This window comes from Sulfuriroseicoccus oceanibius (assembly GCF_010681825.2).
GTDB classification, from domain to species: domain Bacteria; phylum Verrucomicrobiota; class Verrucomicrobiia; order Verrucomicrobiales; family SLCJ01; genus Sulfuriroseicoccus; species Sulfuriroseicoccus oceanibius.
In genome coordinates this window covers 2,077,125-2,102,883 of the sequence record NZ_CP066776.1, presented here as the reverse complement: position 1 = coordinate 2,102,883, position 25,759 = coordinate 2,077,125, and the positions used below count along the sequence as shown (strand labels likewise).

Below are 25,759 nucleotides of genomic sequence, written 5' to 3'. Positions count from 1 at the left end.
CCACGCCCCCAAAATGTCCCAGTCCGAACAACAACTCGAAGACCTGCTCGTTGCCCAGTTGGGCGGGCTTGGGTACGCGTATGCTGAGATCCCTGACGAGCAAGCCTTGCTCGCCAACCTCAAGGAGCAGCTTGAAGCGTTCAACAGCACGACCTTCACCGACGCCGAGTTCACCCAGGTGCTCAACCACCTGACCCGATCGAGTTCGGTCTTTGAGAAGGCGAAGGTGCTGCGCGACAAGTTTCCGCTGGAGCGAGAGGACGGGAGCACTGATTACATCGACTTTCTCGACGCCAGCGACTTGGCCCGCAACCGCTTCCAAGTCACTCAACAGGTCACGATTGAGGGTAGCTACAAGAACCGCTACGACGTGACGATTCTGGTCAATGGCTTGCCGTTGGTGCAGATCGAGCTCAAGCGTCGCGGGCTGGAGTTGAAAGAAGCATTCAACCAAACCAACCGCTACCAGCGCCACAGCTATTGGGCGGGGTCCGGATTGTTCAACTTCATCCAGGTCTTTGTGATCTCGAATGGGGTGAACACGAAGTACTACGCCAACAACCGCAAGCAGAGCTTCAAGCAGACGTTCTACTGGGCGCACGAGAACAACCAAAGCATCCGCGAGCTCGATGCGTTCGCCGACAGCTTCCTCCAGCCCTTGCATCTCGCCAAGATGCTGAGCCACTACATTGTGCTCAATGAGACGGATAAGATCCTGATGGTGATGCGCCCCTACCAGGTCTACGCCACTGAGGCGGTGATCGACCGGGTGCAGAACCCACCCGCCACCGAGCGCAATGGTTACATCTGGCACACCACCGGCTCGGGTAAAACACTGACGTCGTTCAAGGCATCGCAGATCCTCACCGGTCTGCCGGAGGTGCATAAGGTCGTGTTCTGCGTCGACCGCAAGGATCTCGACTACCACACGATCAGAGAGTTCAACGGGTTCTCCAAAGGCAGTGTCGACAGCACCGACAACACGAAGAAGTTGGTCGAGCAGTTCACCGACGACACCAAGTTGATCGTCACCACGCTGCAGAAGCTCAACACGGCGATCAGCAAAGCGCACTTCCTGAGCAAGATGGAGCCACTGCGGAAGGAGAAGATCATTTTCATCTTCGACGAGTGCCACCGCTCACAGTTTGGCGACACGCACCAGCGGATCTGCGCGTTCTTCCACGACCACCAGATGTTCGGCTTCACCGGCACGCCGATCTTTGCCGAGAATGCCGCCAAGGCGAACGGCTCGTCACAGGCCCTGCGGGCAACGGCCGTGGTGAACGAAGCCGGGGCCGGAGAAACCAGTCTCGCCGCCGAGTACCCGGGCTCCTACGGGACCAGCACACCAGTCAGCGGTCCGAAGCGCACGACCAAGGATCTCTTCCACAAGAAGCTCCACTCCTACGTCATCACCGATGCGATCAAAGACGAGAACGTGTTGAAGTTCGCAGTGGAGTACGTCGGCCGTTACAAACGCAAATCGAGCTCGCCCAATGAGATCGACATCGAGGTGGAAGGGATCGACACCAAGGAGTTGATGGAGTCGCCGACGCGGCTGGAAAAGATCACCGACTACATTTTGGCCCACCACAAGGCGAAGACCAAGCACCCGCAGTTCACTGCCATGTTCTGCGTGAGCTCGATCGACACGCTGATCCAGTACTACCAGCTCTTTGCCAAGAAGAAGGAAGCGGGTGAGCACAAGCTGAAGGTGGCCACCATTTTCAGCTACACCGCCAACGAAGACGACAAGGACGCCGACGGATTGCTCGATGAAGCGGGCGAGATCGTGGGCGGCGACGTGGGGAACAAACACAGCCGGGAGCATCTCGATGCCTTCATTGCCGACTACAATGCGATGTTCGGCACCAACTTCTCCACGAAGGACACCAAATCGTTCTACGGCTACTATCAAGACATCGCCAAGAAGGTCAAAGAGCGCAAAGTCGACATCCTGCTGGTGGTCAATATGTTCCTCACCGGCTTCGACTCGAAGACACTGAACACACTCTACGTCGACAAGAACCTGCGCTACCACGGACTGATCCAAGCGTACTCGCGCACCAACCGCATCCTCAATGAGGTGAAGTCGCAGGGCAACGTGGTGGTTTTCCGCAATCTGAAGAAGCGCACGGATGAGGCGTTGGCACTTTTCTCCAACACCGATGCGAAAGAGACGGTCTTCATCCAGCCCTACGACCAATATGTCGATGCATTCAATGAGATGGCGGAGAAGCTGCGGCAGCTGTGTCCGAAGCCGTCCGCGGTGAAGGATCTGCCAGACGAAGAGGCCGAGCTGCTGTTTATCAAAATCTTCCGTGAGCTGATGCGCTTGCTCAACGTCCTGGAAACCTACGCCGAGTTTGATCACGACGATCTCTCCCTCAGCGAGCAACGCTTTGCCGACTTCCGCAGCGCCTATCTGGACCTCTACGACAAGGTGAAGTCGGACACGCAGAAGGAGAAGGTATCGATCCTCGATGATGTGGACTTTGAGCTCGAGCTCATCCATCGCGACATCATCAACGTGCAGTACATCCTGCAGCTGCTGGCCCAGCTCTACGATGCCGGGGAAGCCGAGCACCCCAAGCTCAGAAAGCGGCTGCTCGATTCGGTATCAGGCACACCGGAACTACGCAGCAAGGCGCAGTTGATCCAACAGTTCATCGATCAAAACCTGCCGGAGATCACGGAGTCCGCCGCGATCCCGGATTGCTTTGAGGAGTTCTGGGAGCAACAACGCCGCAAGGCCTTCGACCAACTGGTCAAAGAAGAACACCTCGACCCCGAGGGGCTGGAGAAGGTCATCCAGAAGTACGTCTACACCGGCAAGGCGCCCCTCCCCGACCCGGACATCGTCGAGCTGCTCACCGTCAAGCCCAAGCTGAAGGACCGCAAACCCACCCGCGAACGCGTGCTGTCCAAGGTGATCGACTACGTCACCACGTTCATCAAAGGGATCGCGGCGTAAAGTCACTCACTACAGCCATCTCCTCATGCCTCTCACCCTTGCCACATGGAATCTCGAATGGGCGACCGCACGTCAAAAGAGGTCTCCTATCATCCATCAAATGGTGTCCGAAACCGCACCGGACATTGTTTGTTTTACCGAGGCCAACCTCGACTGCCTGCCGGTGGAGGCTCACGTAATTTCATCTGGTGCAGATTACGGTTACGGGGACAAATATCCGCAACGCCGCAAGGTGGTACTCACCAGTAGCGACCCGTGGGAGGACGTGGCAAACGAAGGTCCTGAAGGAATGCCGCCAGGGCGTTTTGTTTCTGGCATCACCCATGGGGTCAGAGTGCTGGGAGTCTGTATTCCTTGGGCAGACGCACATGTGAGCACCGGTCGCAAGGATGCCAAGCGTTGGGAAGAACACATGCGCTACCTCAATGGGCTGGAGCGGATGATCCAACAATACCAATCCGAGCCTCTGTGCGTGGTTGGCGATTTCAACCAACGTGTGCCGAAGGGCCGCCAGCCGCAGCAGGTACTCGATCGCTTGCTCGATGTTTTCTCGCCGCTCACCATCCACACCGCCCACCACCGCTGCCCTGAGGACAAGCTCTTAATCGACCACGTCGCCACGTCCGGGCACCTGAGCTATGCCATTGACCGCCTGCTGCCGATGACCTTCGAAGAAACAAGGCTCAGTGATCACAACGGCCACGTCGGGCCGCTGTGCTTTGTGAATTGATCACGGTCGGCCATTTACTGGGATGAGCGCTCACGCCACGACGCGGGGAGTTCTCATGTCTCACGCAAAGACCCGAAGATCCCAAAGTAACTTCTATGCGGAGCTGTAGTCGGTTCTATCGCCGCTCGTGTTCGCTTTTTTGGGAACCGCAGATGACGCTGATTTTCGCGGATGGAGGGCGAGAGGCTGGAAGAGGCGGAGGTTAGAAGATCGAGCGCCGCAGCCGCTTGCGCTCAAATCATTTCCATTCTGTACATCTGTGGAAAAAAACTCCTTCACCGAGGCACGCCATTCACGTCCCCCGAGCGCAGCGAGCCGTCTCCCTTTTCGTGGGTTTTTGTCCTCTTTGTGGCCATCACTAACGGCTCCGCCTGGAATCGAAAGCAGTGATTCTCACTGCACTCCCAAATGCCACCGAAGCACGCTTGCGCAGAATCCTTTCCATCCTGCACATCTGCGGAAAAAAACACCTTCCCCGAGGCACGCTATTCACGTCCCCCTAGCGCGGCGAGCGGGCGAGCCTACTTCGCGTGGTGGGCGACGAGTTCACCGAGGCGCTTTTTCAGGGCGTCGATGCCTTCGTTGTCTCTGGCTGAGATGGCGAAGACTTCCTTTTTCGGGAAGCGGGCGCGGATGTTGGCGATGTGCTCTTCCGACTCTTCGAGGTCGACTTTGTTGGCGACGATCATCCATGGGCGCTCGGCCAGGTCTTCGCTGTAGAGTTTCACCTCGGTGCGCAACTTCTGCAGATCTTCGATTGGATCGCGACCTTCGGTGGCTGCGGCATCGACGACGAACAAAAGGATGCCACAACGGGTGATGTGGCGCAGGAACTCGTGACCGAGGCCGATGTTCTCGTGGGCGCCTTCGATCAGCCCCGGAATATCCGCGATGGTGGCGCGGGCATAGCCTGGGTATTCGATCACGCCGATCATCGGCTGTAGTGTGGTGAATGGGTAGGCACCGATCTTCGGCTGGGCGGCGGAGACCTGCGAGACGAGGGTCGACTTCCCGGCATTCGGGAACCCTACGAGACCGATGTCCGCGATCATGCGCATCTCGAGGAAGAAGATCCCCTCCTCTCCCGGCGTGCCGTCCTGGGCTTCTTCGGGAGCCTGGTTGGTGGCCGACTTGTAGCGGTAGTTGCCCTTGCCGCCGCGTCCGCCTTTAGCCAAGACGAAAGTTTCGCCGATCTCGCGAAGGTCGGCGATCTGCTCAAGCACGAGGTCCGGATCCTCCTCTTTGAACATACGGTGCGCGTCGGCCAGGGTCTCGGCATTGCATTTGAACACAAGCGTACCCGGTGGCACGCGGAAGGTCTTGTCCTCGCCGGCCTTGCCGCTGCGCTGGTAGCCTTCGCCCGGCTTGCCGTCGGCGGCGAAGCATTTCGGGTCGTAGAAAAACGTCTTCAAGTTGTCGACGTGCGGGCTCACTTCGAGGATGACGTCACCGCCATCGCCGCCGTCACCGCCGTCTGGTCCACCCTTTGGGTTGAACTTTCCGCGGAAGAAGTGGACGCTGCCATTGCCGCCGTTTCCGGCGCGCGCGTGAACTCTGATGTGGTCGACAAACATGGTCGCTCATAGTAACGCGCATTCGCGGCGGTTCCACTGATTATATGTGGGGGTGCTGGGGGAAATGCGACTGGGATTGGGGAGCGGATGGGAGGTGTGGTTTTAGGATTTACGTGGTTAAGTTTTACGGGGGCGTGGGAGAGTGCGGCTGCGCCGGGTGGGACGGATTGCCGACCTAGTGATCGGTGTTCCAGTTGAGGCGGGATTGGTGAGCGCTGCGGGGCGCTGCGACAACCTCAAGAGTGAGGTTGCTCCATCGGTGAAGGGATGGCGGGCGCGGTGAGGTGTTACGGAGTCGCACTGACGGCAGGAATGCGGTCGCACCAGCGGTGCGTGGTTTGCGGCTATGGTGAGGAGGTGGAGCGGGACGCGCTGGACGGGTGCGCCTTCGATCGAAAGCAGCGATTCTCGCAGCACTCCCAAATGAATCCTCCCCATCATGAGCATCTGCGGACTCTTGTATCCTTGCTCATTCTGTCCATCAGCGGTCTCTAGTTCTTCCTACCGGCGGTGCTGGGATGCTGATGAGCACCGCTCGACGACTTTAGCTTCCATCGGTGAGCGCTGCGGGGCGCTGCGCCAACCTCAGGAGTGAGGTTGCTCCAGCGCTGAAGGGATGGCGGGCGCGGTGAGGTGGGACGGAGCCGCTCTGACGGCAGGAATGCCGTCGCACCAGCGGTGTTCGGTGTGCAGACGGTGTGGAGGTGGAGCGGGACGCGCTAGACGGCTGCGCCTTAGATCGAAAGCAGCGGTTCTCGCAGCACTCCCATACAAATCCTCCGCATCATGAACATCTGCGGACTCTTCTATCTTTGCTCATTCTGCCTATCTGCGGACTCACCTCCCCCGGCTCAAAACGAAACGCGACGTGACGGGGGATGCCCCATCACGCCGCGTTGAAAAATTCTGCGGATCTATTGGCGGTTAGTTGCCGGTGATCTGCTTGCAGGCTTTGACCGTGTTGGCCATGAGCATGGCGATCGTCATCGGGCCGACGCCGCCTGGCACTGGGGTGATCGCTTTGCACTTCGGCGCGACCTCGTCGAACGCGACATCACCGACGATGCGGTAGCCCTTCTTCTGCGATGCATCGTCGACGCGGTTGATGCCGACGTCGATGACGACCGCGCCGTCCTTCACACCGCCAGCTTTGACGAACTCAGGCTTACCGATCGCGGCGATCAAAATGTCTGCTTCACGGGTCACGGCCTCGAGGTCCTTGGTGCGCGAGTGAGCGACGGTCACCGTCGAGTTCGCGCCCTTGCCTTTCGCCATCATCAACAATGCCATAGGCTTGCCGACGATCATGCTGCGGCCGAGCACGACCACATTCGCACCTTCGGTCTCGATCCCGTATTCGGTGAGCAAGCGCTGGCATCCAGCAGGCGTGCACGGCACAAAGCCAGACGCATCTTCCAACGCGAGCTTGGCCACGTTCACCGGGTGGAAGCCATCGACGTCCTTGGCTGGATCGATTTCCGCGATGATTGCCGCTTCATCGATGTGTGCCGGTGGAGGCGACTGGACAAGGATTCCATGCACCGCTGGGTCGTTATTGAGGTCGTCGATGACCTTGAGCAACTCATCCTGAGTGGTCTCGGCCGGGAGCTCGAGCTTCACCGAGTGGATGCCGAGCTTTTCGCACATTTTGCTCTTCGAGCGGACGTAGAATGTCGATGCCGGATCGGCACCCACCAAGACGACCGCCAAGCCAGGGGTCACGCCCTTGGATTTAAGGTCTGCAATTTCTGCTTCGCATTCGGCGAGAACTGATTCCGCCGTCTTTTTTCCGTCGATCAATGTGGGTGCACTCATGAGTGTTCAATGGATACGGTCGGTCGATCTGATCGTCAACGCAGAAGCCGCTGGGAAAATGCGCTCAATTCCCGTCTTTCGTTTGACGATCCTCCCCCGCCCCGTCTAAAGCCGCCGCAGCGAACTGCTGTGCATCCTTGGCCCGGTTGATCGCCGCAACCGCTCGTCCCGGATCGCCGGCATCATAGAAGTCGACCACCAGAAAGTTCGGGCGCTGACCGAAGCTCTGCCATGCTGCCGCAGCGCGTTGCCGGACGAACACTGCATCGTTGGCCCGCTTCGCCGCAGCCTTCGACGCCCCGAGCACCGTGGTGACGAAGTGGTTTAGGATAAAAAGCTCGTTCTCCTGATCACCCCGCCTTGGCATCCGCGTGCGCAACGCATCCACCGACGACGCCTGCCAGTCCGTCTCCCAGGCATGATCCCACACCTTCATCAACCACGCGGGAAGCTCCGGATCCGGATCAACGCGATCGGACATCACCACCAAGCGTTTCCCCGACTTGCGCATCGCACCGAGCGTCGGCCATTGCCCGTTTTCCTCCAACGCTACGCAATACGGCTCCAGCCCTGCGTCACGGATTGCAGTTACCACATCGCGGGACGGTACGTAGCACTCGAAGATCAGCGTTACCACCGCGTCAGGCTCGTCTTTGAGGAACGCGGCTACCGGATCGAGCACGTGGGCGACCGGTTTTTCTCCCAGCATGCGCCCCACACCGGAGCCATGGCGCACGACGACCTTCCCGTCTTGCAGCCACAAATCCAACATCAAAGCACGGACCCCATCGTCGAGTTGCTGGCGGACGGGCTCGCTTTGGTTCGCCAGCTTCCAGCCCTCCTTTTCCACCGACATCGCATTGTGCGTGCACAACCAGCACCAATCGTCGTAGCGGCGCGCGTCGTCGCCAATTGCCCGCGCCACGGCAACCGGGCACACCAAAACAGCGAGACACGCCAGCAGCCGCACAACCTTGGATCGAAAATTCATCATAGCCGCCGCAGGATATCACCCACCCCACCCGCAACGAAGCCTGATGACCGCTACGGCAAAAAAGCTCTGGCACGATGGCCCGCCGGACGCATACTCTCTGCCCACGTGGAAGAACCGTCCTACAAAGTCAAACTCGACATCTTCGAAGGCCCGCTTGATCTGCTGCTCTATCTGATCAAGCGGGACGAAGTGGACATCTACGACATCCCCATCGAGCACATCACGCACCAGTACCTCGACTACATGCAGGCGTTCAAGATGCTCGACATCGATCTGGCCTCGGAGTTCATGCTGATGGCTGCCAACTTGATGTATATCAAAAGCCGCACGCTTTTGCCCAAGGCGGTGCAGCCGCCGGAGGAAGATGGCGAAGAGGAAGACCCACGCTGGGAGCTCATCCGCCAATTGGTGGAGTACAAGAAGTTCAAAGACGCCGCGGGCTTCCTCTCGATCAAGGAACTCGAGCAGTCCCAGTACTTCGCCGCCTACCCCGAGCCCGCCAAGAACCCGACACCCGCAGACCCGCACGACCAGCAGGTCGAGGTGAATATTTTCGACCTCATCCGTGCGTTCAAAAAGGTACTGAGGCGCTTCGAAGAAGAACACACGCTCGGCGAGATCCACGACGAACCCTTCACCGTCGGTGACAAAATCGACTACCTGCTAGACATCATGGCCGAGGGTGAGTCGACCCCGTTCGTCGAGCTGTTCTCCCAAGCCGCCAGTCGCAGCGAGGTGATCGTTACCTTTCTCGCGGTGCTTGAGCTGATGAAGATGAACCAATTCCGCATCAGCCAGCCCGAGTTGCTCGGTGACATTGTGGTCACCCGCCGCAAGATCGACTAAGCAGAGCCCACAAGCCCCGCGCACCAGCCCGCTGCCGTTCCCCCGAATTTCCCAATGACTGAACCATCTCTCCACCATGTGATCGAGGCTCTGATCCTCGCCAGCGAATCGCCGCTGAGCAGTGAGGCGCTGATCGATGCGGCGCAACATGCCGTGGCGCTGAAGCAGTCGCACCTCGAGGCGCTCGCCGACCAGAGCGGTGATGACAATGCGGAGCCCGCCGCGTTGCCTGAGCTATTCCAGCAGCTGCAGAAACTGACCATCGTACAAGTGATCGATGCCGTGGACACCCTGAACAAGGAATACCAGGAAGCCGGGCGGTCGATGGTGATCCGCGAGCGCCCACGGGGCTGGCAGGTGATGACGCGGCCTGAGTTTGCCGAATTCGTCCACGGACTCTTCCCCGAGCACAAGCCGTCGCGGCTCAGCGGGCCGGCGCTGGAGACGATGGCGATCATTGCCTACCGCCAGCCGGTGACCAAGGCGGAGATCGAAGCGGTGCGCGGGGTGTCGGTCGACGGCATGGTGCAAAAGCTGCTCGATTTGGAGTTGATCAAGATCGGAGGTCGTGCAGAACTTCCCGGCCGACCACTGCTTTACATCAGCACCGAGAAATTCCTCGAACACTTCAACGTAAAATCGGTGGACGAGCTGCCCAATGCCGCCGAACTTCGCCGAGCTCCCTTCCCTTCTGCCGAAGAGGTCCACGCTCCAAAACAGGACCCGGCCGGGGGATCGGCATCCGATACTCCAGCGGATGCCTCCCAGGGCAGCAAGCCATGACGGCCTCACCGCCGCCAGACCATTCTCACTCCATCATCAGACTCACTCTCAACGCATCCCATGGCACTCGACGACGTCCGTAACCGCATCGACACCATCGACACCGAACTACTCCGCCTGCTCAACGAGCGCGCGGAAATGGTTCACGAAGTTGGCGAAATCAAAAAAGCCAACGGATTGGAGTTTTACGCTCCGGAGCGCGAAGAGTCGCTTTTGACCAAGCTCGCCGAGCGCAACGAACAAATGGGCGGCAAGCTGCCCGAGCAGTCGGTGCGTGCCATTTACCGCGAAATCATGTCCGCCGCTCTGGCGCTGGAGACCGATTTCAAAATCGCCTACCTCGGGCCAGCCGGAACGTGGACCCATCAGGCAGCCATCAGTAAGTTCGGTAACTCGGTGGATTACCTGCCACAGACCAACTTCGCCGATGTGTTCGACGCGGTTGCCCGCGGCAAGGCGCTCTACGGTGTAGTGCCAATCGAGAACTCCACTGAAGGCGCGGTTTCGCACACGCTCGATTTGTTTGCCGACAGCCCGCTCAAGATCTGCGCCCAGGTGATGCTCACCATTGAGAACAACCTGATCGCCAACATCGAGCGCGACCAGATCACCAAGCTCTACTCGCACCCACAGGTCTTCGGCCAGTGCCGCGAGTGGATCCACCGCAACTTCCCGGCAGCAGACCTGGTCGAAGTGTCATCGACCACCCGCGCCGCCGAGCTCGCCGCAGCCGACCCACACGGTGCCGCACTGGCTGGCGCACTGGCAGCGGAACTCTACGGCCTCAGCATCGTCGAGTCGTCGATCCAGGATTCTACCACCAACACGACGCGCTTCCTGGTGCTCGGCCGCAAGACCTGCCCGGCCACCGGCAACGACCGCACGTCGATCATGTTCGCGGTGAAGGACCGTCCAGGCTCGCTCTACGACGCGCTCAAGCCTTTCAACGAGTTCAACATCAACATGTCGAAGATTGAATCGCGGCCGTCGAAAAAGCGCAACTGGGAGTACTTCTTCTTCGTCGACATCAAAGGCCACTGCACCGATCCAAAGCTCGTCACCGCGCTTGAAGAGCTCTCGGAGCACTGCTCGTTCATCAAGATTCTGGGATCCTACCCGGATACGATGCGGCCTGAATAAGCGCAAGGTTACATCTGAGAACATTCAATCGGTCCTATGAGTCTCATAGGACCGATTTTTTATGTCTCGCGAGTGATTGGTGATGAGAACGGACTCCGCTAGACGGCTGCGCCTTCCATCGAAAGCGGTGATGCTCACCGCACTCCCATACAAATCCCCTACTTGGTCGCCCAGGACTTGGGCAGGAACGGCTTCTCGAAGGTCTCGTGGAAGTCGTAGCCGGCTTGGAAGTCTTCAAGCTTGTCGTCCTCGGTCTTGCCGAAGGCACCGACCTCAACCAGATTAAAAACCATCGACCCGATATCCTGGGTGGTGCGGATCCCCCACTCGTCGAAAACGGTCACCGCCATCGGACCGAACTCCTGCAGCGCAAAATCGCGGAACCCTTCCATCAACTCCTGACCGGAGACATGACGGTCGTCGCTACCACTGCGCGAGCTCGAATTCTTCAAAGTGAACTCAAGTGACTCGCGCAAAAAGGTGTATGCATCGCGGTCGTAGCGTGGGTCCTTGGACACCACGAGATCCACCGCCTCTTCAAATCCTCGTCGTTGCATGATGGGAGATTACGTTCGGCTCACTAAGAAGCAAATCGCGCGCGGCTGCAAGCACTGTGGCCACAGCCGCGCCAATCGATCGCCGAATTAGTCGTCCGAGCGACGGCTGCGGCGCTTGCGCTTCTCTTCCTTGAGTCGCTCTTTCTCTTCTTCCTCGCGGTCATCCGCAGCGACCGACGAGAAGATGTAGTGGAGATCGTCCACATCGAGCGTCTTGGTGAAGCTCTCGGTGCCGAGCACGTCGGTGAACAACTGCGACTTCTGCTGCTGCAGCACGCGGATCTTTTGTTCGACCGAATCACGCATCAACAGACGATAGGCAATCACCTTCTGGGTCTGACCGATACGGTGGGTTCGGTCAATTGCCTGCGCTTCCACTGCCGGGTTCCACCATGGATCGTACAGAATGACGTACGACGCCGAGGTCAGGTTCAGACCACTACCACCCGCTTTGAGCGAGAGCAGGAAGACGTTCGGATCGTCGGTCTTCTGGAACTGATCGATCACCTCACGGCGGTCCTTGGTCTGGCCGGTCAGGTACGAGTACGGACGCTTCTCCTTCTCGAGGCGCGACTTGATGATGTCGAGCATGCTGACGAACTGCGAGAACACGAGCACCTTGTGCCCTTCCTCACGCAGCTGGTCGAGCAGGTAGAAGAGCGAGTTCATCTTGGCGCTCTCTTCCTCGAGGTACTCCTCGTCGATCAGGCCAGGGTGACAGCAAATCTGGCGCAATCGCGTCAGCCCCTGCAGCACGGCGAACGAGTTCTTCTTCAAGTCCGCATCGGTCTCCATGCCGAGCAGCAGTCGCTGGATGCGCTTGAGCTCGTCTTCGTAGAGGCGCTTCTGCACGCCTTCCATTTCGCAGAAGTAATCTTCTTCGGTACGTGGCGGCAGGTCGATCGCGACCTGGCTCTTGGTTCGGCGCAGCAGGAACGGACGCAGACGCGCCGACAGACGCTCCTGGGCTTTGGTGTCCTTGCGGCGGTCGAAGCGAGAACGGAAGTAGGCACGGTTGCCGAGCACGCCCGGCATCGCGAATGCCATCAAGCTCCACAGGTCGAGCAAGCGGTTTTCAATCGGCGTACCGGTGAGCACCAGACGGTTGCGTGCATTGAGTTTGCGCGCAGCCTTGGCTGCTTTGCTGTCCGGGTTCTTGATCTGTTGGCCCTCGTCGAGCACCACGGCTTGCCATTCGATGTCGAGGAGCTTCTCGCTCAAGCGCAGCTGAGAGTAGTTGAGCACCAGCACATCGACGTTCTCCTGAATCCACGGCATGTCGAGGTCGTCGCCCGCACGGATCACTTTCACCCGCAACTTCGGAGCGAACTTCTCAATCTCAGACGACCAGACGTCCAAGACCGACTTCGGACACACGACCAGCGCAGGCACGCGGTCCTTTTCCGGTGTGTTCTCGTAAACCCACAACAACCAGGTCAAACTTTGGATCGTTTTACCGAGACCCATGTCATCCGCCAACACACCACCGAAGCGGTTGCTGCTCAGGTAGCTGAGGAACTGGAAGCCCTCGAGCTGATATGGACGCAATGTTGCCTGCAAGCTCTCCGGTACGTCCGGCTTCACTTCGGTGTTGAGCTCTTCGGCGCGGTTTTCAATCTTCTGCCACACCTTCTTGTCGAACACCTCGGCAACGCCAGGGTCGGCGAGCTGCAACACGTGCATGCGATGCTCTTCACCCGAAAGGTCGAATGGATCCAAACCAAGACGCGTCACCGCAGCTTTCTGCTCTTCGTCCATTTCGATCTCAATGCGCATCCAGTGACCATTGCGCATGCGCACGAAGCCACCGCGCGCCGCCACCAGCTGGCGGATCTGCTCTTGCGAAAGATCCACGCCATCGACGTTGACGACAATCTTGAGGTCGAACCAATCGATCGACGTCTGGTTCACTTCGAACTGAACCGTCGCGCTCACCGGATCGGAGAGCAAGCTGTTGACCACATCATCGCCGGTCACTTTGATCGACTCCGGAAGCGACTCCGCCCACTCGGCAAAACGCTCAGGGAAAACCTTGGTCACCCGGGCCCGGTGCGCGCCCAATGCGGCGTCGTAGGAAAGCCCGACATCTTCGAGGCTCTCTTCCATCAGCATCAGGTCGTCACGGCGGTAGCGGATGATGTTGCTCTTGCCATCGGCGCTGGTCTCACCGTCCTTCGGCTTCTCGATCACCCAGCCGTCGCGGATGAGGCGCTCGATGCGTGATTCATCATCCGAGCTCGCGGTGATCTCCGCCACCAGGTGCTCGCTGTCGGCGGTGGTCAGTGCGGAAACCATGCGCAAGTTCAACGCGACGTGGAGATCTTGCTCGACCACGCGGTCCTGCAGCGATTTTGGCAACTTGGCGCCAATACGAGCCAGAAACTCGACCCCTTCAGGGTTCTCGATGAACGATTTCTCGATCACGTATTCAGGCTCGATCGACGTGCTCTCCAGCCACCAGTCCGGCCCGCGGAAAAGCGTCTCGTCGGAGAGATAGAGGTCCTCGGTGCCTGGCAACACACGCACCGTGTGCGGCACGTCCTTGCCCTCGTCAGTGACCAACTGAATGGCGTAGTGGTCGGGATCCTCGTCGCGGTCGCGGGCTTCCCAGCCAAAGCGCACATCGGACAGACGGAACAAATGGTCGTCCAGCGTGTAGAGATGCTGGCGCATTGCCTCGTCGCTGAACAATTTGTTGAGCAATCGGCAAGCGGCCTCGGATTCGAGGTCGATCAGATCCGTGTCCTCAGCATTCAGGAAATCGTACAAATAACGTACCAGCAATGCCACGTCCGCAGAGGCAGCCCACTCGTTTTTGTCCAGCTTCTCCAACGCCGTGCGGAACTCGGCAACCGTCGGCCATTCGGCAAACTCAGCCGCCTCACCGCCCGGCTCGGTCACCGAGGCAAAAAGACGCGCATCCGAATAGCTCACCACCAGACGCACGCTCAGCGTGGCCGGCTCGCGACGACGACGCCCCGCTCCTTGCAATGCATTGCTCAAGCGGTTCTGCCAGATCTCTCGTTCCTTGGCGGTTTCAAATTGCTCCATGTCGTCGGCGGTCTGGTCCGTGTTGGTGACCACCTTCATGAATGGAGGGTAGCCCACGCCCTTCTTCTCGAAGGCATAGGCGATGTAGTTCCAAAACTCGTTAATGTTAGTCGGAGGGGTCGACCACAGTTCCAGCGGATCGTAGCTGGTGACTTCCCATTTCGGGTTGAGGCGGATCAGGTCGGTATCGAGAATCTCCTGCTTGGTCTCGTAGCGCTGGTAGCGTTTCTCGAGCTTTTCGATGTAAGCCTCCTCGAAGCGCTTGAGCGGACGCTCCAGTTTCTCCTCCAGGATCTCACCGAACGATTTCTGACCCAGCTCATTAGGTGATGCCGGCAATTTGTCCCCGCGCTCGATGCGGGCAAGCATCGCGGCCACCATTGCCGACTTGCTGTGGTGATCCCACGGCACGCACTCGCCTTCCCACTTGCCGTCTTCCTGCTTGGTAAGCGCCACGCGGTACGCGCGGTCGATCTCAACACGAGCCTGAACAAAGCGCTCAGTGCCAAAAATTTGAGTCACCGCCTGGTCCTTGAAGACCAACTCCCCCTCCTTTCTATCTTCATCGCGGAACGAGTTCAGGAAGTTAATGATGGTGCGGTCTGGAGTCATAGTAGGTCGATCAATCAGAACAAACGTGACAAACGAGAACCGGCGCACATGCGCCGGCTGGAATCGCGCACTATAGCACACCACATCGGGTGGCATCCAACGGACAATTCAACAAACTGAGCCATCCGCATCCGACACCCCACGCCACCGCGAGACAACCCCCTAAGTCTCAACAAGAACACCGATCAAACCCCGCATCGCCCGAAGAACAAAGATCGGGCGAACCACCAACATGCCCCCCCCATCGAGGTAGACTCACGCAAAGACCCAAAGATCCCAAAGCCCCAACAATAACTCCGCATCATCAGCGCAGTCCCTGCTGATCCCTCGCTGAAAGCGAGACTCATAACAGCCTGGGGTTAGCGAGCCTCAGGCGAGCGCCACCCCAGGTCACTCCGCAATCCCATTCCCGGCCGAGCGTTCGACTCCGCCAAAGCGCTGCTCCCTCCCGATGGCCGTTCTCGACTCAACACGACACCCTCACCCACTCTCATTCAGGCCAACGCAAGCAAGCAAGCAAGCACGGCTCCGCAGCCACGGCACCGCCCACTCTTTCTACTAAAGAAACTTTGGGTTCTTCGGGTCTTTGCGTGAGAATCCTCCTTCAAGCACCATCCCACTCAGCGCACCATCCCGCTGCGCTCACCACTCAGCGAGACACCCACCGTATCGGTGAAATCGAGGATCTTCTTGCGGATCCGGACGTCTACTTTGTCCACCGCAAAACCAGTGAGCACGCATTCAATGATCTCGCGTGCCAGCGTCTCGACCAACTGCCGCGGACGCGCCGCCGCCAGCTCACGCACCGCCAGACACAGCGCATGGTAGTCCACCGTCGCGTCGATCGCGTCATCGCCAGCAAAGCAGGCGGTGGAAACGTGCGCATCAATGTCCACCCACAGCATCTGTTCGTCGGCGCGTTCCTCGTCCGGCACGCCGATGAAGCAAGGAATCTCCAAGCGCTCGACCCGCACCACGCCGCCGGAAAGCTGAATCCCCTCGCTCCGTCCGTCGACGGGCATTGCCATCATCCGACTAAGCTGGCGCAGATTCGTGGCGATCAGGTCCGGATTCACCGCACTGAGCTTGGCCACGCTGTCGTACCCGGTGAGCAGTGCAATCGAATGCACCCCGGCGTGCTGCGCGGTTTCCACGTCGTGGATCATATCCCCTAGGAAAGCCGTCTCGTCGGCATTCAGTCCATGGGTTTCGAGGATCTTCCAGATCATCTCGCGCTTGTCCAAAACACTGGCGTAGATGTGGTCGAAGCGATCGATCACGCCGAGTTCGGTCGCCTGTTGGCGGAGGAACTCATCGCGAGCACTCGAAAGGATGAAAATCTTGCCGCCACGCTTTTTACAGAAGTCGAGAAACTCCGCCGCATACGGCAGCAGCGTCACAGGTTCATCAGAGTTGGAGAAATACTCGCCGAACTCCACCTCCAGGTCGTCGAGCGAGACCCCGGGCAGCACGCGATCATAAAACCCCTTGAACGGAAGCTGGAACGCCTCGCGGAAAGCATCACGAGAAAAGGTCGGCTTGCCGTGGTTCTCCAGCAACTTATTGGTCGCATCGAGCACCGGAGGCAAGTCGTCGGCGAGGGTTCCCGACCAGTCGAAGATAAAGTGTTTGATCATCATGGGCAGCAGAGCCCAGCAAACCTGCGATTGAGCCGCGAGTCAACGGGAAGCGGAACGAAGTACGGAGCTGGCCTCATAAGCCCTATAGGCCCCATGAAACCTATTTTGCAGCGCCCCCGACAGCACAAAAGGCGCGCGACCAAGAAGCCGCGCGCCTTTGTAAAATCAGCTAATCGCTTCGTTAGTCGAAGTTAGCCGTACCGATATCGGTGCGGCGCTGGGATCCGTCGAAGTCGACTTTGTTGAACTGCTCGTAAGCTGCAGCCACGGCGTCCTGACGAGTTGCGCCCTGCGCGACCACGGCCAGCACACGACCTCCATTGGTCGCGAACTCACCCGCTTCGTTCTTCTTGGTACCCGCATGGTAGACGCGTGCGCCGGTGACCTCATCGAGACCACGGATCACATCCCCATTGCGCGACGAGGCAGGATAACCAGCGGACGCTGCCACAAGACAGACACTCCAATCGGACGAGAAGTCGATCAGCGAGGTGTCGAGCTTGCCCTTGGCTCCCGACATCACGTAGCTAGTGAAATCACCGCTCACCAGAGGCATCACCGCCTGGCATTCAGGATCGCCGAAGCGGCAGTTGTATTCGAGAAGCTTTGGCCCTTCCGGCGTGAGCATGAAGCCGAAGTAGAGGAAGCCGCGGTACTGAAGACCGTCCTTTTGCAATCCCTCAACCGTACGCTTCACAGCGGTTTCTTCGATGATCGCCAAGGTCTCCGCGTCGAGCAACGAGCGTCCGGCAACCGCGCCCATGCCACCTGTGTTTGGCCCGAGATCGCCGTCGGCCAGGCGCTTGTAGTCGCGTGCTGGTGTCAGGATCTGGTATTCGCCATCGACCACGGAAACGAAGATCGAAACCTCAGGTCCGGTCAGGAATTCCTCGACCACTAGGCGACCTTCACCGAAACGACGTGTGGTAAACACTTCATCGAGGAACTCTTCGGCAGCCACCGAGTCAGGGCAGACTGCCACCCCCTTGCCTGCGGCGAGTCCGTCGAACTTGAGTACACACGGATAGCTGTCACCAATCGCAGCACGGGCGTCGGCGATGTTATCGACGGTCACGTAGCCACCGGTTGGAATGTTGTGACGCACCATGAACTCTTTGGCGAACTCTTTGCTCGCCTCGAGCTGAGCGGCTTCCTTCTTCGGCCCCCAGCAAGGAACCCCAAGGCGCTCGCAGGCATTGGCGAGACCTTCACCGTAAACGAGCCAAGCTTCCTCGCCGGCAACCACCAAATCAACATTTCCGCCGCCGATCCATTCGACCAAGCTGTCGAAATCGGTCACAGGCGTTGGCTTCGCCAGATCAAAAATCGCATCGCTGCCCGGCCACGCGAAAACCTCCGTCTCGCTCGTCGACTCAACACATGCACGAATCAGCGCGTGTTCGCGCCCGCCTTTTCCAACAACAAGAACCTTGCTCATAGATGTATTACCCCTAGCAGCAGCCAGCCGTGACCGCAACAGGATAGGGCCTTGAGGATGACGACACGTCGTCGGTGGCAACTCGGCCTCTCGGATCCGACCGTTCATCCCTTGCCTCAGCCCAGACCAACCATCCGTCGTCTGAGCCCAGACCAACCATCCGTCGCTGAAAGCGACACTCATAATAGCCTAGGGACGCAGTCCCTAGGTAGAACGCCAAAACCACACCGCTGGCTGAAGGCCAGCTTTATGTGAGAGTAGCCGACCGTCAGCCAGCCTGCCCTTCCCTACGTACCGCTCAGCCTCTCCTCAACGGCAGCGTGAAGATCAACGCGGTGACCAACAATCCCGCGCTGGTCCAGAGGCACGCCGGTAGCCCGCCGACCAAAAACATCACGCCGGAGAGCAAGGTTCCCAACAACCGGCCGCACGCGTTTGCCATGTAGTAAAACCCGACATTCACCGCTACCTGATCGTGATCGGTGAACGCGAGGATCAAATACGAGTGGACCGATGAGTTCACCGCGAACACCAAACCAAACAACCCAAGCCCCACCAGAATCGACGCCACAGGATGGAACTCGAACTGCACCCCAAGCGCCAGCCCCGCGGTGACCAGAGTCAGCAATCCAACCCAAACCGCAGCCGCACTGCGCACGTCGCCGCGACGCACCAGCTTGGGCGCCGCCGCCTGGATGAAGCCATAGCCAATCACCCACGCTGCCATGAACGCCCCGACTTGGTTGAAGCTCCAGCCGAGAGTCGATTTCAAGAACACGGGCAGCGCCACGACAAACCACACGTCGCGCGAAGCGAACAAAAACATCCGCGCGGCGGAGAGCCAGTTGATCTCACGGCTCTTGGAGAACAACTGGGTGAACTTCACCTTGCGTTTGCTCTTGCCCATGTCCTCACGCAGGAATGCCAACGCACCTATCAACACGAGCGCCAAGGCCCCGGCCATGAACCACAAGGCATGCACAAACCCCAGCCAGGTGAGCAGCACTCCGCCGAGGAAGAAGCCCACGCCTTTCAGGGCATTCTTCGAGCCAGTCAGGATGGCGACCCATTTGAACAACGCCCCATCCGTGTCCGGAGTGAGCAATTTCACCGCGCTCTTGGAGCTCATCTTGGTGAGGTCCTTGGCAATCCCGGACAGCGCCTGCGACGTCATCACGTAGCTCACCGACAACAACGCCGCCCAGTTCGGGTCGACCAACGACAGCATCACCAGCGCCACCACCTGCAACGCAAGCCCGGCGTAAAGCGTTGCGTTGAGCCCGGTGCGCGACCCGATCCACCCACCCAGCAAGTTGGTAAGCACGCCGCAGAACTCGTACAGCAGAAACAAAAACGCCAACTGCACCGGCGAGTAGCCCAGCGCATGAAAGTGCAACAGCACCAACATGCGCAACGCTCCGTCAGTCAGCGTAAAGCCCCAGTACGATGCAGTAACAATGCCGTAACTACGGAGGTTCATTCGGTAGGTTCTTGAATGGTTAGGAACGAAGTCGCATTGCTCTGACTTGGCCGACAGACGGCGGGAAGGTCGCCCTTCCCGCGCATCGCGCGATCATTCCAATCATGTGAATCCTGTCCAAAAAAGGCAGCTGCACAGGCGTGCTAGATCGAGCGAGCCACCTTCGCCGCCAATTCCATCATGCGTGTGGCGTAGCCGACTTCGTTGTCGTACCAGACAAGCAACTTGAGCTGGGTGCCGTCGGTCACCATCGTCGACGGACCATCGACAATCCCCGATCGCACGTCGTTGGTGAAGTCAGTCGAGACCAGCGGCTTCTCTTCAAAGCCCAGGATTCCCTTGAGCTCCCCATCGGCAGCTTCCTTGAGCAAACCGTTGACTTCTTCCACCGTCGTAGGGTTTGGCAACTCAAGCACGATGTCGGTGAGCGATGCGTTGAGCAATGGGATACGCACCGCCACGCCGTCGAGCTTCCCTTTGAGCTCCGGGTAAATCATCGTGATCGCCGTCGCTGATCCGGTCGAGGTTGGGATCAACGAGTTCAGGCACGAACGGGCGCGGCGCAGGTCCTTGTGCGGCGCGTCCACCACGGTCTGTGTGTTGGTCACATCGTGCATGGTCGTGATCATGCCGTGGACGATGCCCAGCTTTTCAAAGATCACCTTGATCACAGGCGCGATGCAGTTGGTCGTGCAGGACGCCGCAGTGAGCAGATGGTGTTCAGCAGGATCGTACAAGTGGTCGTTACAGCCCATCACGACGTTGAGAGCTCCCTCTTTGACCGGGCAGGCGACAATCACCTTCTTCACGCCGGCGTCGAAGTAAGGCTGAAGCAACTCCGGCGTGCGGTAGGCACCGGTAGCGTCGATCACGATGTCGACGTCGGTGAGATCCATCTCCGCAGGTGTCGGCGCATTGCTAAAGGCAATGCTCTTGCCCTCCACAATCAGACTGTCAGTTGTGTGGCCAATGCCGCGGTCCCAGCGCCCGTGAACGGTATCGAACTCCAACAAGTGCGCAGCAGTTTCCGCGGTGCCATGCAGTTCATTGACGCGGGTGATCTGATAATCCGGACAATCCCAGCCGGCACGGAACCCAAGGCGGCCCATACGGCCGAATCCATTAATTGCGATATTCATAGTGATGTAGGTGTGAGTTGATTGAAATTGATAAACTAGCAGTCGCAAGCACCAGGCTGGCAAAGCTCGGGCCGCCCCTGACAGCAATCCTCTGACAAGAAGCTCATGAGTTGCTGCATCCCCTTGACGTGAAGTCGATAGATAATCGACCGCCCATTTCGCTCCGAACTGACCAGCCCCGCCCCGCTGAGTTCCTTCAAATGAAACGACAACGTGGCTTTGGGAATACGCAGCTGGTCCGAGATATCACCGGCACACAGGCCGTCCTCGCCGTGCCGTGCAAGCAGCCGAAACACCTCCAACCTCGATGGTTGGGCCAGCGCGGAAAGCGCGTCGACTGCTGCATTCATTTCCATGGTTTTGGAATTATCAAAGAATAGAGCACTCCGCAAGTGACGAGATGGTCACCAGCGCGGAATTTCCTCACCTCAAACGCGACCACTCCAGCAAGGGCACGAACACTAGATCCCCATCCTCACCGGAGGCAGCTTCTTGGAGTCGTCATCAACTTTCGGAACCGCGACCTCCACGTCGTTCGCTTGCTTTGCACCGGGAGTGCTCCGCCCCCTTCTGATGAACTCAATCATCATGGCATGCAGCTCTTTAACCTTATTAGGATGCTCGTGTAAGAGGTTCGTGCTCTCCTGCAAATCCGCATCCAAGTCGTAGAGCTGCCACATGGGATCGCCCTCATTGCCATGTTGCGGACGACTCCACCCTCCGGACCCAGCGCTGAAGAGCAGCTTCCAGTTTTCATGCCGGATCGCGAACTTACCGAAGAACGAATGCATCACGATCGCCACGCCACGTTCACCTTTCTCAGGGTTCCGCAAAGTCTCGTAAAAGGAGATGGAATCCACCCCATCGCTGGCATCAGGCGTCGCCCCCACGATGTCGGCAAATGTTGCGTACACATCGACCAGTGAAGTCAATCGGTCGGTTACGGATCCCGCAGGCACCACACCGGGCCAACGCACCACGGTTGGAACGCGATGCCCACCTTCATACAAATCCGCTTTCGCTCCACGCAGCTTGCCATTTGGCAGATGTCCGTGAGCTACCAGCTCGTCGATCCCCGCAGCAGGCGAGCATCCGTTGTCGGCGGTAAAAAGCACCAGCGTATTCTCCCCGACTCCATTTTTCTCAAGAGCTGCCAGCACCTGCCCCACCACCCAATCGGTCTCCATCAGGAAGTCTCCGTATTTTCCAATCCCCGATTTCCCCAACCACCGCTCGCTTGGAACAATCGGCGTGTGAGGTGAGGTCAACGGCAGATACAGAAAGAAGGGCTGCCCCTCCTTTGCTTTGGCGTTGATGAACTCGACCGATTTCTCTGCAAACACCTGCAGACATTCGTTTGCTTCGAAATCCGAGGTCGCGGCGCCCGGACGATGGAACGCCTTGGTCACGTCCGGAACACCCACCGCCTGGTTATTTTCAACGTAAACATATGGCGCCATGTCGAGAGATGCCATGATTCCGTAGAAGTAATCGAATCCATTGGCGGTCGGCGCAGTGATCAAGGGCTTGCTATAATCGACATCCCAGCCCTTTCCCGTCAGATGATGCTCACGCCATAAGCTCTTTTTAAACTGCCACTCAAACCCGAGATGCCATTTCCCGATGATCGCCGTGCTGTATCCCGCCTCCTTCAGCAAGCTGCCGATCGTGGACTCATCATCTTTGATCAACGGCTTGTCCCTGACGTCGAAGAAAACTGATCGCTGCAAGCGGGTGCGCCAGTTGTAGCGCCCGGTGAGCAGTCCGTATCGCGATGGGGTGCAGACCGACGACGTGGTGTGCGCATCGGTAAAGCGCATCCCTTCATCTGCCAAACGATCGAGATGCGGAGTGGGAGCCACCCCGCCATCATGAGAGACATCACCGACTCCCATATCGTCGGCAAGGATTAAGACAATATTAGGATGATCGTTTGCCACTACCGAGGAAAGCAATCCGGCCGCAGCAGCGATGACGGTTACCAATTTCATAGCAATCAACTTATCGAACAGGCAGCAGACTAACAGCCCAATCGCTCTTCATCTTAGAAGAGAGTACGCCCCGCCAGATAATCAATCACCCACCTCAACACCTTGCCCAATGAAACCTCACGGTAGTGTGCCAAAGCTTCTGCAAAAAGGGTCATGATGATTGATTAGGTTTTTAACAAAACAAGAACCCCTAATCGTCACACCATGACCCCACGACCAGATAAGACCACAACGCCGCAGTTGAAAAGTATTCTTGCCGAGCAGGAAGATTTTCTGAGGCCCTTGGTTCAGAAATTGATGCAGGAGATGCTCGAAGAAGAAATGAACGAGACACTCCAGGCGGTAAAATCAGAACGCAGCGACAGACGCCGAGGTTATCGCAGCGGCAGTTATCAACGCAGTCTCCTGACACGGGTAGGAAGGATCGAGCTGCGCGTCCCTCAAGATCGCGACGGACTCTTCAGCACCGAGATCTTCGATCGCTATCAACGCAGCGAGAAGGCTTTGGTAAGCACCCTGATCGAAATGTACGTGCAGGGCGTCTCGACACGTAAAGTCGCGCAGATCACCGAGGAGCTCTGCGGTCACCGGGTCAGCGCCAGTGTGGTAAGCAGGCTGAACAAAACGTTGGACGAAGAGCTTGAGAACTTTGCCCGACGCAAGCTCAACCACGCTTATCCTTACCTCATCCTGGATGCCCGCTACGAAAAGGTTCGAGAGAACGGCGTGGTGCGCAGCCAGGCTGTGTTGATCGCCATTGGCATCAGTTGGGATGGCCGACGGGAGGTCCTTGCTACCGAGCTCGATCAAAGGGAAAGCGGAAGCAGCTGGAAGAACTTCCTACTTCAACTCAAGCAACGCGGACTGACGGGTGTTGAGTTCTGCGTGACTGATAACCATGCCGGCCTGCGACGAGCTATCAGCGAAGTGCTTCCCGAGGCGCTGTGGCAACGCTGCTACGTCCACTTCCTTCGCAACGCTCTTGATCATCTACCTCGCAAGCATGACGACGACTGCTGCACCGAGCTGCGCTGGATCTATGACCGTCGAGACATCAATGAAGCGCGTCAGGATCTGCGGGCATGGTTGGCGAAGTGGGGAGGCAAATACCACAAGCTCTGTGACTGGGTCGAAAGTGAGATCGAAGAAACGCTCACCTTTTATCGACTTCCCAGAGAGCATCACAAGCATCTCAAAAGCACGAATATGCTCGAGCGACTCAATGAGGAGATTAAGCGTCGTACGCACATTATCCGAACCTTCCCCAACCAGGCTGCAGCCCAACGTTTAATCCGGGCTGTCACGCATCAAGTCCATGAGCAGTGGATCGATCAACACCGCTACCTGAACATGGATCACCTCAAAGAAGCCCAAAAGCTCAGCCTTACTTCAAATCAAACGTCCGCAGCCTGATCATCATCCATCAAACCCTTTTTGCAGAACTTGACGTACATAACCAACCTCACTTCGCCACTTCACCTCCCCCTACCATCTCTACGACAAGACTGTCGTAGCTCCATCGATTCCCCATCCACCGCACCTTGACCGATGGAGCAGGGACACTCCTGTCCCTGACCACGACCGCATGCCACCACCGCGATCTTGATCGCCAAAAACAATCCCCACCCCGCCAACGACAAGATTGTCGTAGCTCCATCGATTCCCACATCCACCATTCCCCATCCACCGCACCTTGACCGATGGAGCAGGGACACTCCTGTCCCTGACCACGACCGCATGCCACCGCCGCGAGCTTAATCGCCAAAAACAATCCCCACCCCGCCAACGACAAGACTGTCGTAGCTCCATCGATTCCCGCATCCACCATTCCCCATCCACCGCACCTTGACCGATGGAGCAGGGACACTCCTGTCCCTGACCACGACCACATGCCCCGCCTTGCTCCATGTCCCACCAAAAAAAGCGGCGCGGGAGAAGCTCCCGCGCCGCCTTTGATTCAGACAGTTACTTGGTTCGGAATTATCCGAGCAGGCCGCTCACTGCGTCGCGCTCTTCTTCGAGCTCGGCGGTGGTGGCGTCGATCTTACCTTTCGAGAAAGCATCGATCTCGAGGCCCTGCACCACTTCCCACTTGCCGTCTTCAACGGTGCGGATTGGGAACGAGTAGATGAGACCCTCTGGAATACCGTACGATCCGTCGGAGCAAACGCCCACGCTGTGCCAGTCGCCTTCTGCGGTTGGGGTCACCAGCGAGCGCACTGTGTCGATCGCCGCGTTGGCTGCCGATGCGGCCGACGATGCGCCACGTGCCTTGATGATGGCGGCACCACGCTGCTGGACGGTCGAGATGAACTCACCCTGGAGCCACTCTTGATCCGCGATCTTGTCAGTGACGGCAGCGCCGTTGATCTTGGCGTTGGTGAAGTCAGGGTACTGGGTGGCCGAGTGGTTGCCCCAGATTGCGAGGTTGGTCACATCGCTGTTATGCACACCTGCCTTGTCGGCGAGCTGGCTCTTGGCGCGGTTTTCGTCGAGACGGGTCATAGCGAACCAGTTCTCTTTCGGGATGCGCTTGGCCTGGCTCATAGCGATGAGGCAGTTGGTGTTGCATGGGTTGCCGACGACGAGCGTACGGCAGTTAGGCGATGCGTTGCGGTCGATTGCCTGGCCCTGGCCGGTGAAAATCTTACCGTTGATATCGAGCAGGTCTTTGCGCTCCATGCCCGCTTTGCGTGGCACGGAACCGACGAGCAATGCCCAGTCGACATCCTTGAACCCGACATCGAGGTCCGAGGTCTGGACGATGTCCTTGAGCAATGGGAAGGCGCAATCTTCAAGCTCCATCACCACTCCCTTGAGCGGCTCGAGACCTGGCTCGATCTCGATCAGGTTGAGCGCAACCGGCTGGTCAGGCCCGAACAGATCGCCGTTAGCGATACGGAAAAGAAGCGAATAACCGATTTGACCGGCGGCACCGGTCACTGCAACACGAATTGGTTTCTTCATGCCGACCAATTAAGAGAACATTAGGTAT

The 25,759-nt window shown here is 58.3% G+C and carries 18 protein-coding genes; 6 read left to right on the top strand and 12 right to left on the bottom strand.

Annotation, left to right across the window (positions count from 1 at the left end):
* Nucleotides 1-13 precede the first annotated feature (13 nt).
* Nucleotides 14-2,974 carry a type I restriction endonuclease subunit R gene (locus G3M56_RS08460; RefSeq protein WP_164363563.1) on the top strand — a complete coding sequence of 987 codons (2,961 nt, stop codon included), beginning with the start codon at nucleotides 14-16 and terminating at the stop codon, nucleotides 2,972-2,974.
* A gap of 25 nt (nucleotides 2,975-2,999) precedes the next feature.
* Nucleotides 3,000-3,704, top strand: coding sequence for an endonuclease/exonuclease/phosphatase family protein (locus G3M56_RS08455; protein ID WP_164363566.1), 705 nt, complete (start codon nucleotides 3,000-3,002; stop codon nucleotides 3,702-3,704).
* Nucleotides 3,705-4,225: 521 nt separating this feature from the next.
* On the opposite strand, the gene obgE is transcribed toward G3M56_RS08455, so the two are convergent.
* The 3 genes from obgE to G3M56_RS08440 all read right to left on the bottom strand — a co-directional run bounded on the left by obgE (nucleotide 4,226) and on the right by G3M56_RS08440 (nucleotide 8,087).
* Nucleotides 4,226-5,278: a GTPase ObgE gene (obgE, locus tag G3M56_RS08450; RefSeq protein WP_164363567.1), complete on the bottom strand. Its 1,053-nt coding sequence runs from the start codon at nucleotides 5,276-5,278 to the stop codon at nucleotides 4,226-4,228.
* A 924-nt stretch (nucleotides 5,279-6,202) separates the two neighbouring features.
* Complete coding sequence (gene folD, locus G3M56_RS08445; RefSeq protein ID WP_164363569.1) at nucleotides 6,203-7,093, bottom strand: bifunctional methylenetetrahydrofolate dehydrogenase/methenyltetrahydrofolate cyclohydrolase FolD; 891 nt, start codon at nucleotides 7,091-7,093, stop codon at nucleotides 6,203-6,205.
* 64 nt (nucleotides 7,094-7,157) lie between these two features.
* Nucleotides 7,158-8,087 carry a phosphoinositide-specific phospholipase C-related protein gene (locus G3M56_RS08440; protein ID WP_164363571.1) on the bottom strand — a complete coding sequence of 310 codons (930 nt, stop codon included), beginning with the start codon at nucleotides 8,085-8,087 and terminating at the stop codon, nucleotides 7,158-7,160.
* Between the two features lie 105 nt (nucleotides 8,088-8,192).
* Here G3M56_RS08440 and G3M56_RS08435 point away from each other — a divergent pair, with 105 nt between their 5' ends.
* From G3M56_RS08435 to pheA, 3 genes are read left to right on the top strand one after another with little or no spacing between them, the layout of a single operon-like run.
* Nucleotides 8,193-8,933, top strand: coding sequence for a segregation and condensation protein A (locus G3M56_RS08435; RefSeq protein ID WP_164363573.1), 741 nt, complete (start codon nucleotides 8,193-8,195; stop codon nucleotides 8,931-8,933).
* Nucleotides 8,934-8,987: 54 nt separating this feature from the next.
* On the top strand, nucleotides 8,988-9,716 hold the full coding sequence (gene scpB, locus G3M56_RS08430) for an SMC-Scp complex subunit ScpB (protein ID WP_164363575.1): 729 nt from the start codon (nucleotides 8,988-8,990) through the stop codon (nucleotides 9,714-9,716).
* Nucleotides 9,717-9,776: 60 nt separating this feature from the next.
* Nucleotides 9,777-10,856 (top strand): prephenate dehydratase, encoded by a 1,080-nt coding sequence (pheA, locus tag G3M56_RS08425; RefSeq protein ID WP_164363577.1) that lies wholly within the window; start codon nucleotides 9,777-9,779, stop codon nucleotides 10,854-10,856.
* Between the two features lie 158 nt (nucleotides 10,857-11,014).
* Here the strand turns inward: pheA and G3M56_RS08420 are convergent, their stop codons facing one another.
* The 8 genes from G3M56_RS08420 to G3M56_RS08385 form a co-directional block, all read right to left on the bottom strand.
* Complete coding sequence (locus tag G3M56_RS08420) at nucleotides 11,015-11,413, bottom strand: Minf_1886 family protein (RefSeq protein ID WP_164363579.1); 399 nt, start codon at nucleotides 11,411-11,413, stop codon at nucleotides 11,015-11,017.
* 87 nt (nucleotides 11,414-11,500) lie between these two features.
* Nucleotides 11,501-15,076, bottom strand: a complete 3,576-nt coding sequence (locus tag G3M56_RS08415) for a DEAD/DEAH box helicase (RefSeq protein WP_164363581.1) — start codon at nucleotides 15,074-15,076, stop codon at nucleotides 11,501-11,503.
* A 620-nt stretch (nucleotides 15,077-15,696) separates the two neighbouring features.
* Nucleotides 15,697-16,716, bottom strand: a complete 1,020-nt coding sequence (locus G3M56_RS08410) for a dihydroneopterin aldolase (RefSeq protein WP_235203329.1) — start codon at nucleotides 16,714-16,716, stop codon at nucleotides 15,697-15,699.
* 181 nt (nucleotides 16,717-16,897) lie between these two features.
* Nucleotides 16,898-18,154 carry a phosphoribosylamine--glycine ligase gene (purD, locus tag G3M56_RS08405; protein ID WP_164363585.1) on the bottom strand — a complete coding sequence of 419 codons (1,257 nt, stop codon included), beginning with the start codon at nucleotides 18,152-18,154 and terminating at the stop codon, nucleotides 16,898-16,900.
* Nucleotides 18,155-18,452: 298 nt separating this feature from the next.
* Complete coding sequence (gene arsJ / locus G3M56_RS08400; protein ID WP_164363587.1) at nucleotides 18,453-19,634, bottom strand: organoarsenical effux MFS transporter ArsJ; 1,182 nt, start codon at nucleotides 19,632-19,634, stop codon at nucleotides 18,453-18,455.
* 143 nt (nucleotides 19,635-19,777) lie between these two features.
* Entirely contained in the window at nucleotides 19,778-20,773 is a 996-nt protein-coding gene (locus tag G3M56_RS08395; RefSeq protein WP_235203328.1) for an ArsJ-associated glyceraldehyde-3-phosphate dehydrogenase, read from the bottom strand.
* A 35-nt stretch (nucleotides 20,774-20,808) separates the two neighbouring features.
* The gene (locus tag G3M56_RS08390) at nucleotides 20,809-21,129 is read right to left on the bottom strand and encodes an ArsR/SmtB family transcription factor (RefSeq protein WP_164363590.1); all 321 of its coding nucleotides are present in this window, start codon (nucleotides 21,127-21,129) and stop codon (nucleotides 20,809-20,811) included.
* A 105-nt stretch (nucleotides 21,130-21,234) separates the two neighbouring features.
* Nucleotides 21,235-22,764 (bottom strand): sulfatase family protein, encoded by a 1,530-nt coding sequence (locus tag G3M56_RS08385; protein WP_164363592.1) that lies wholly within the window; start codon nucleotides 22,762-22,764, stop codon nucleotides 21,235-21,237.
* A gap of 204 nt (nucleotides 22,765-22,968) precedes the next feature.
* On the opposite strand from G3M56_RS08385, the gene G3M56_RS08380 reads away from it, so the two are divergent.
* A complete protein-coding gene (locus tag G3M56_RS08380; RefSeq protein WP_235203327.1) occupies nucleotides 22,969-24,177 on the top strand; it encodes an IS256 family transposase in 1,209 nt (402 codons plus the stop codon).
* A gap of 567 nt (nucleotides 24,178-24,744) precedes the next feature.
* On the opposite strand, the gene G3M56_RS08375 is transcribed toward G3M56_RS08380, so the two are convergent.
* Complete coding sequence (locus G3M56_RS08375; RefSeq protein WP_164361995.1) at nucleotides 24,745-25,731, bottom strand: malate dehydrogenase; 987 nt, start codon at nucleotides 25,729-25,731, stop codon at nucleotides 24,745-24,747.
* Nucleotides 25,732-25,759 lie beyond the last annotated feature (28 nt).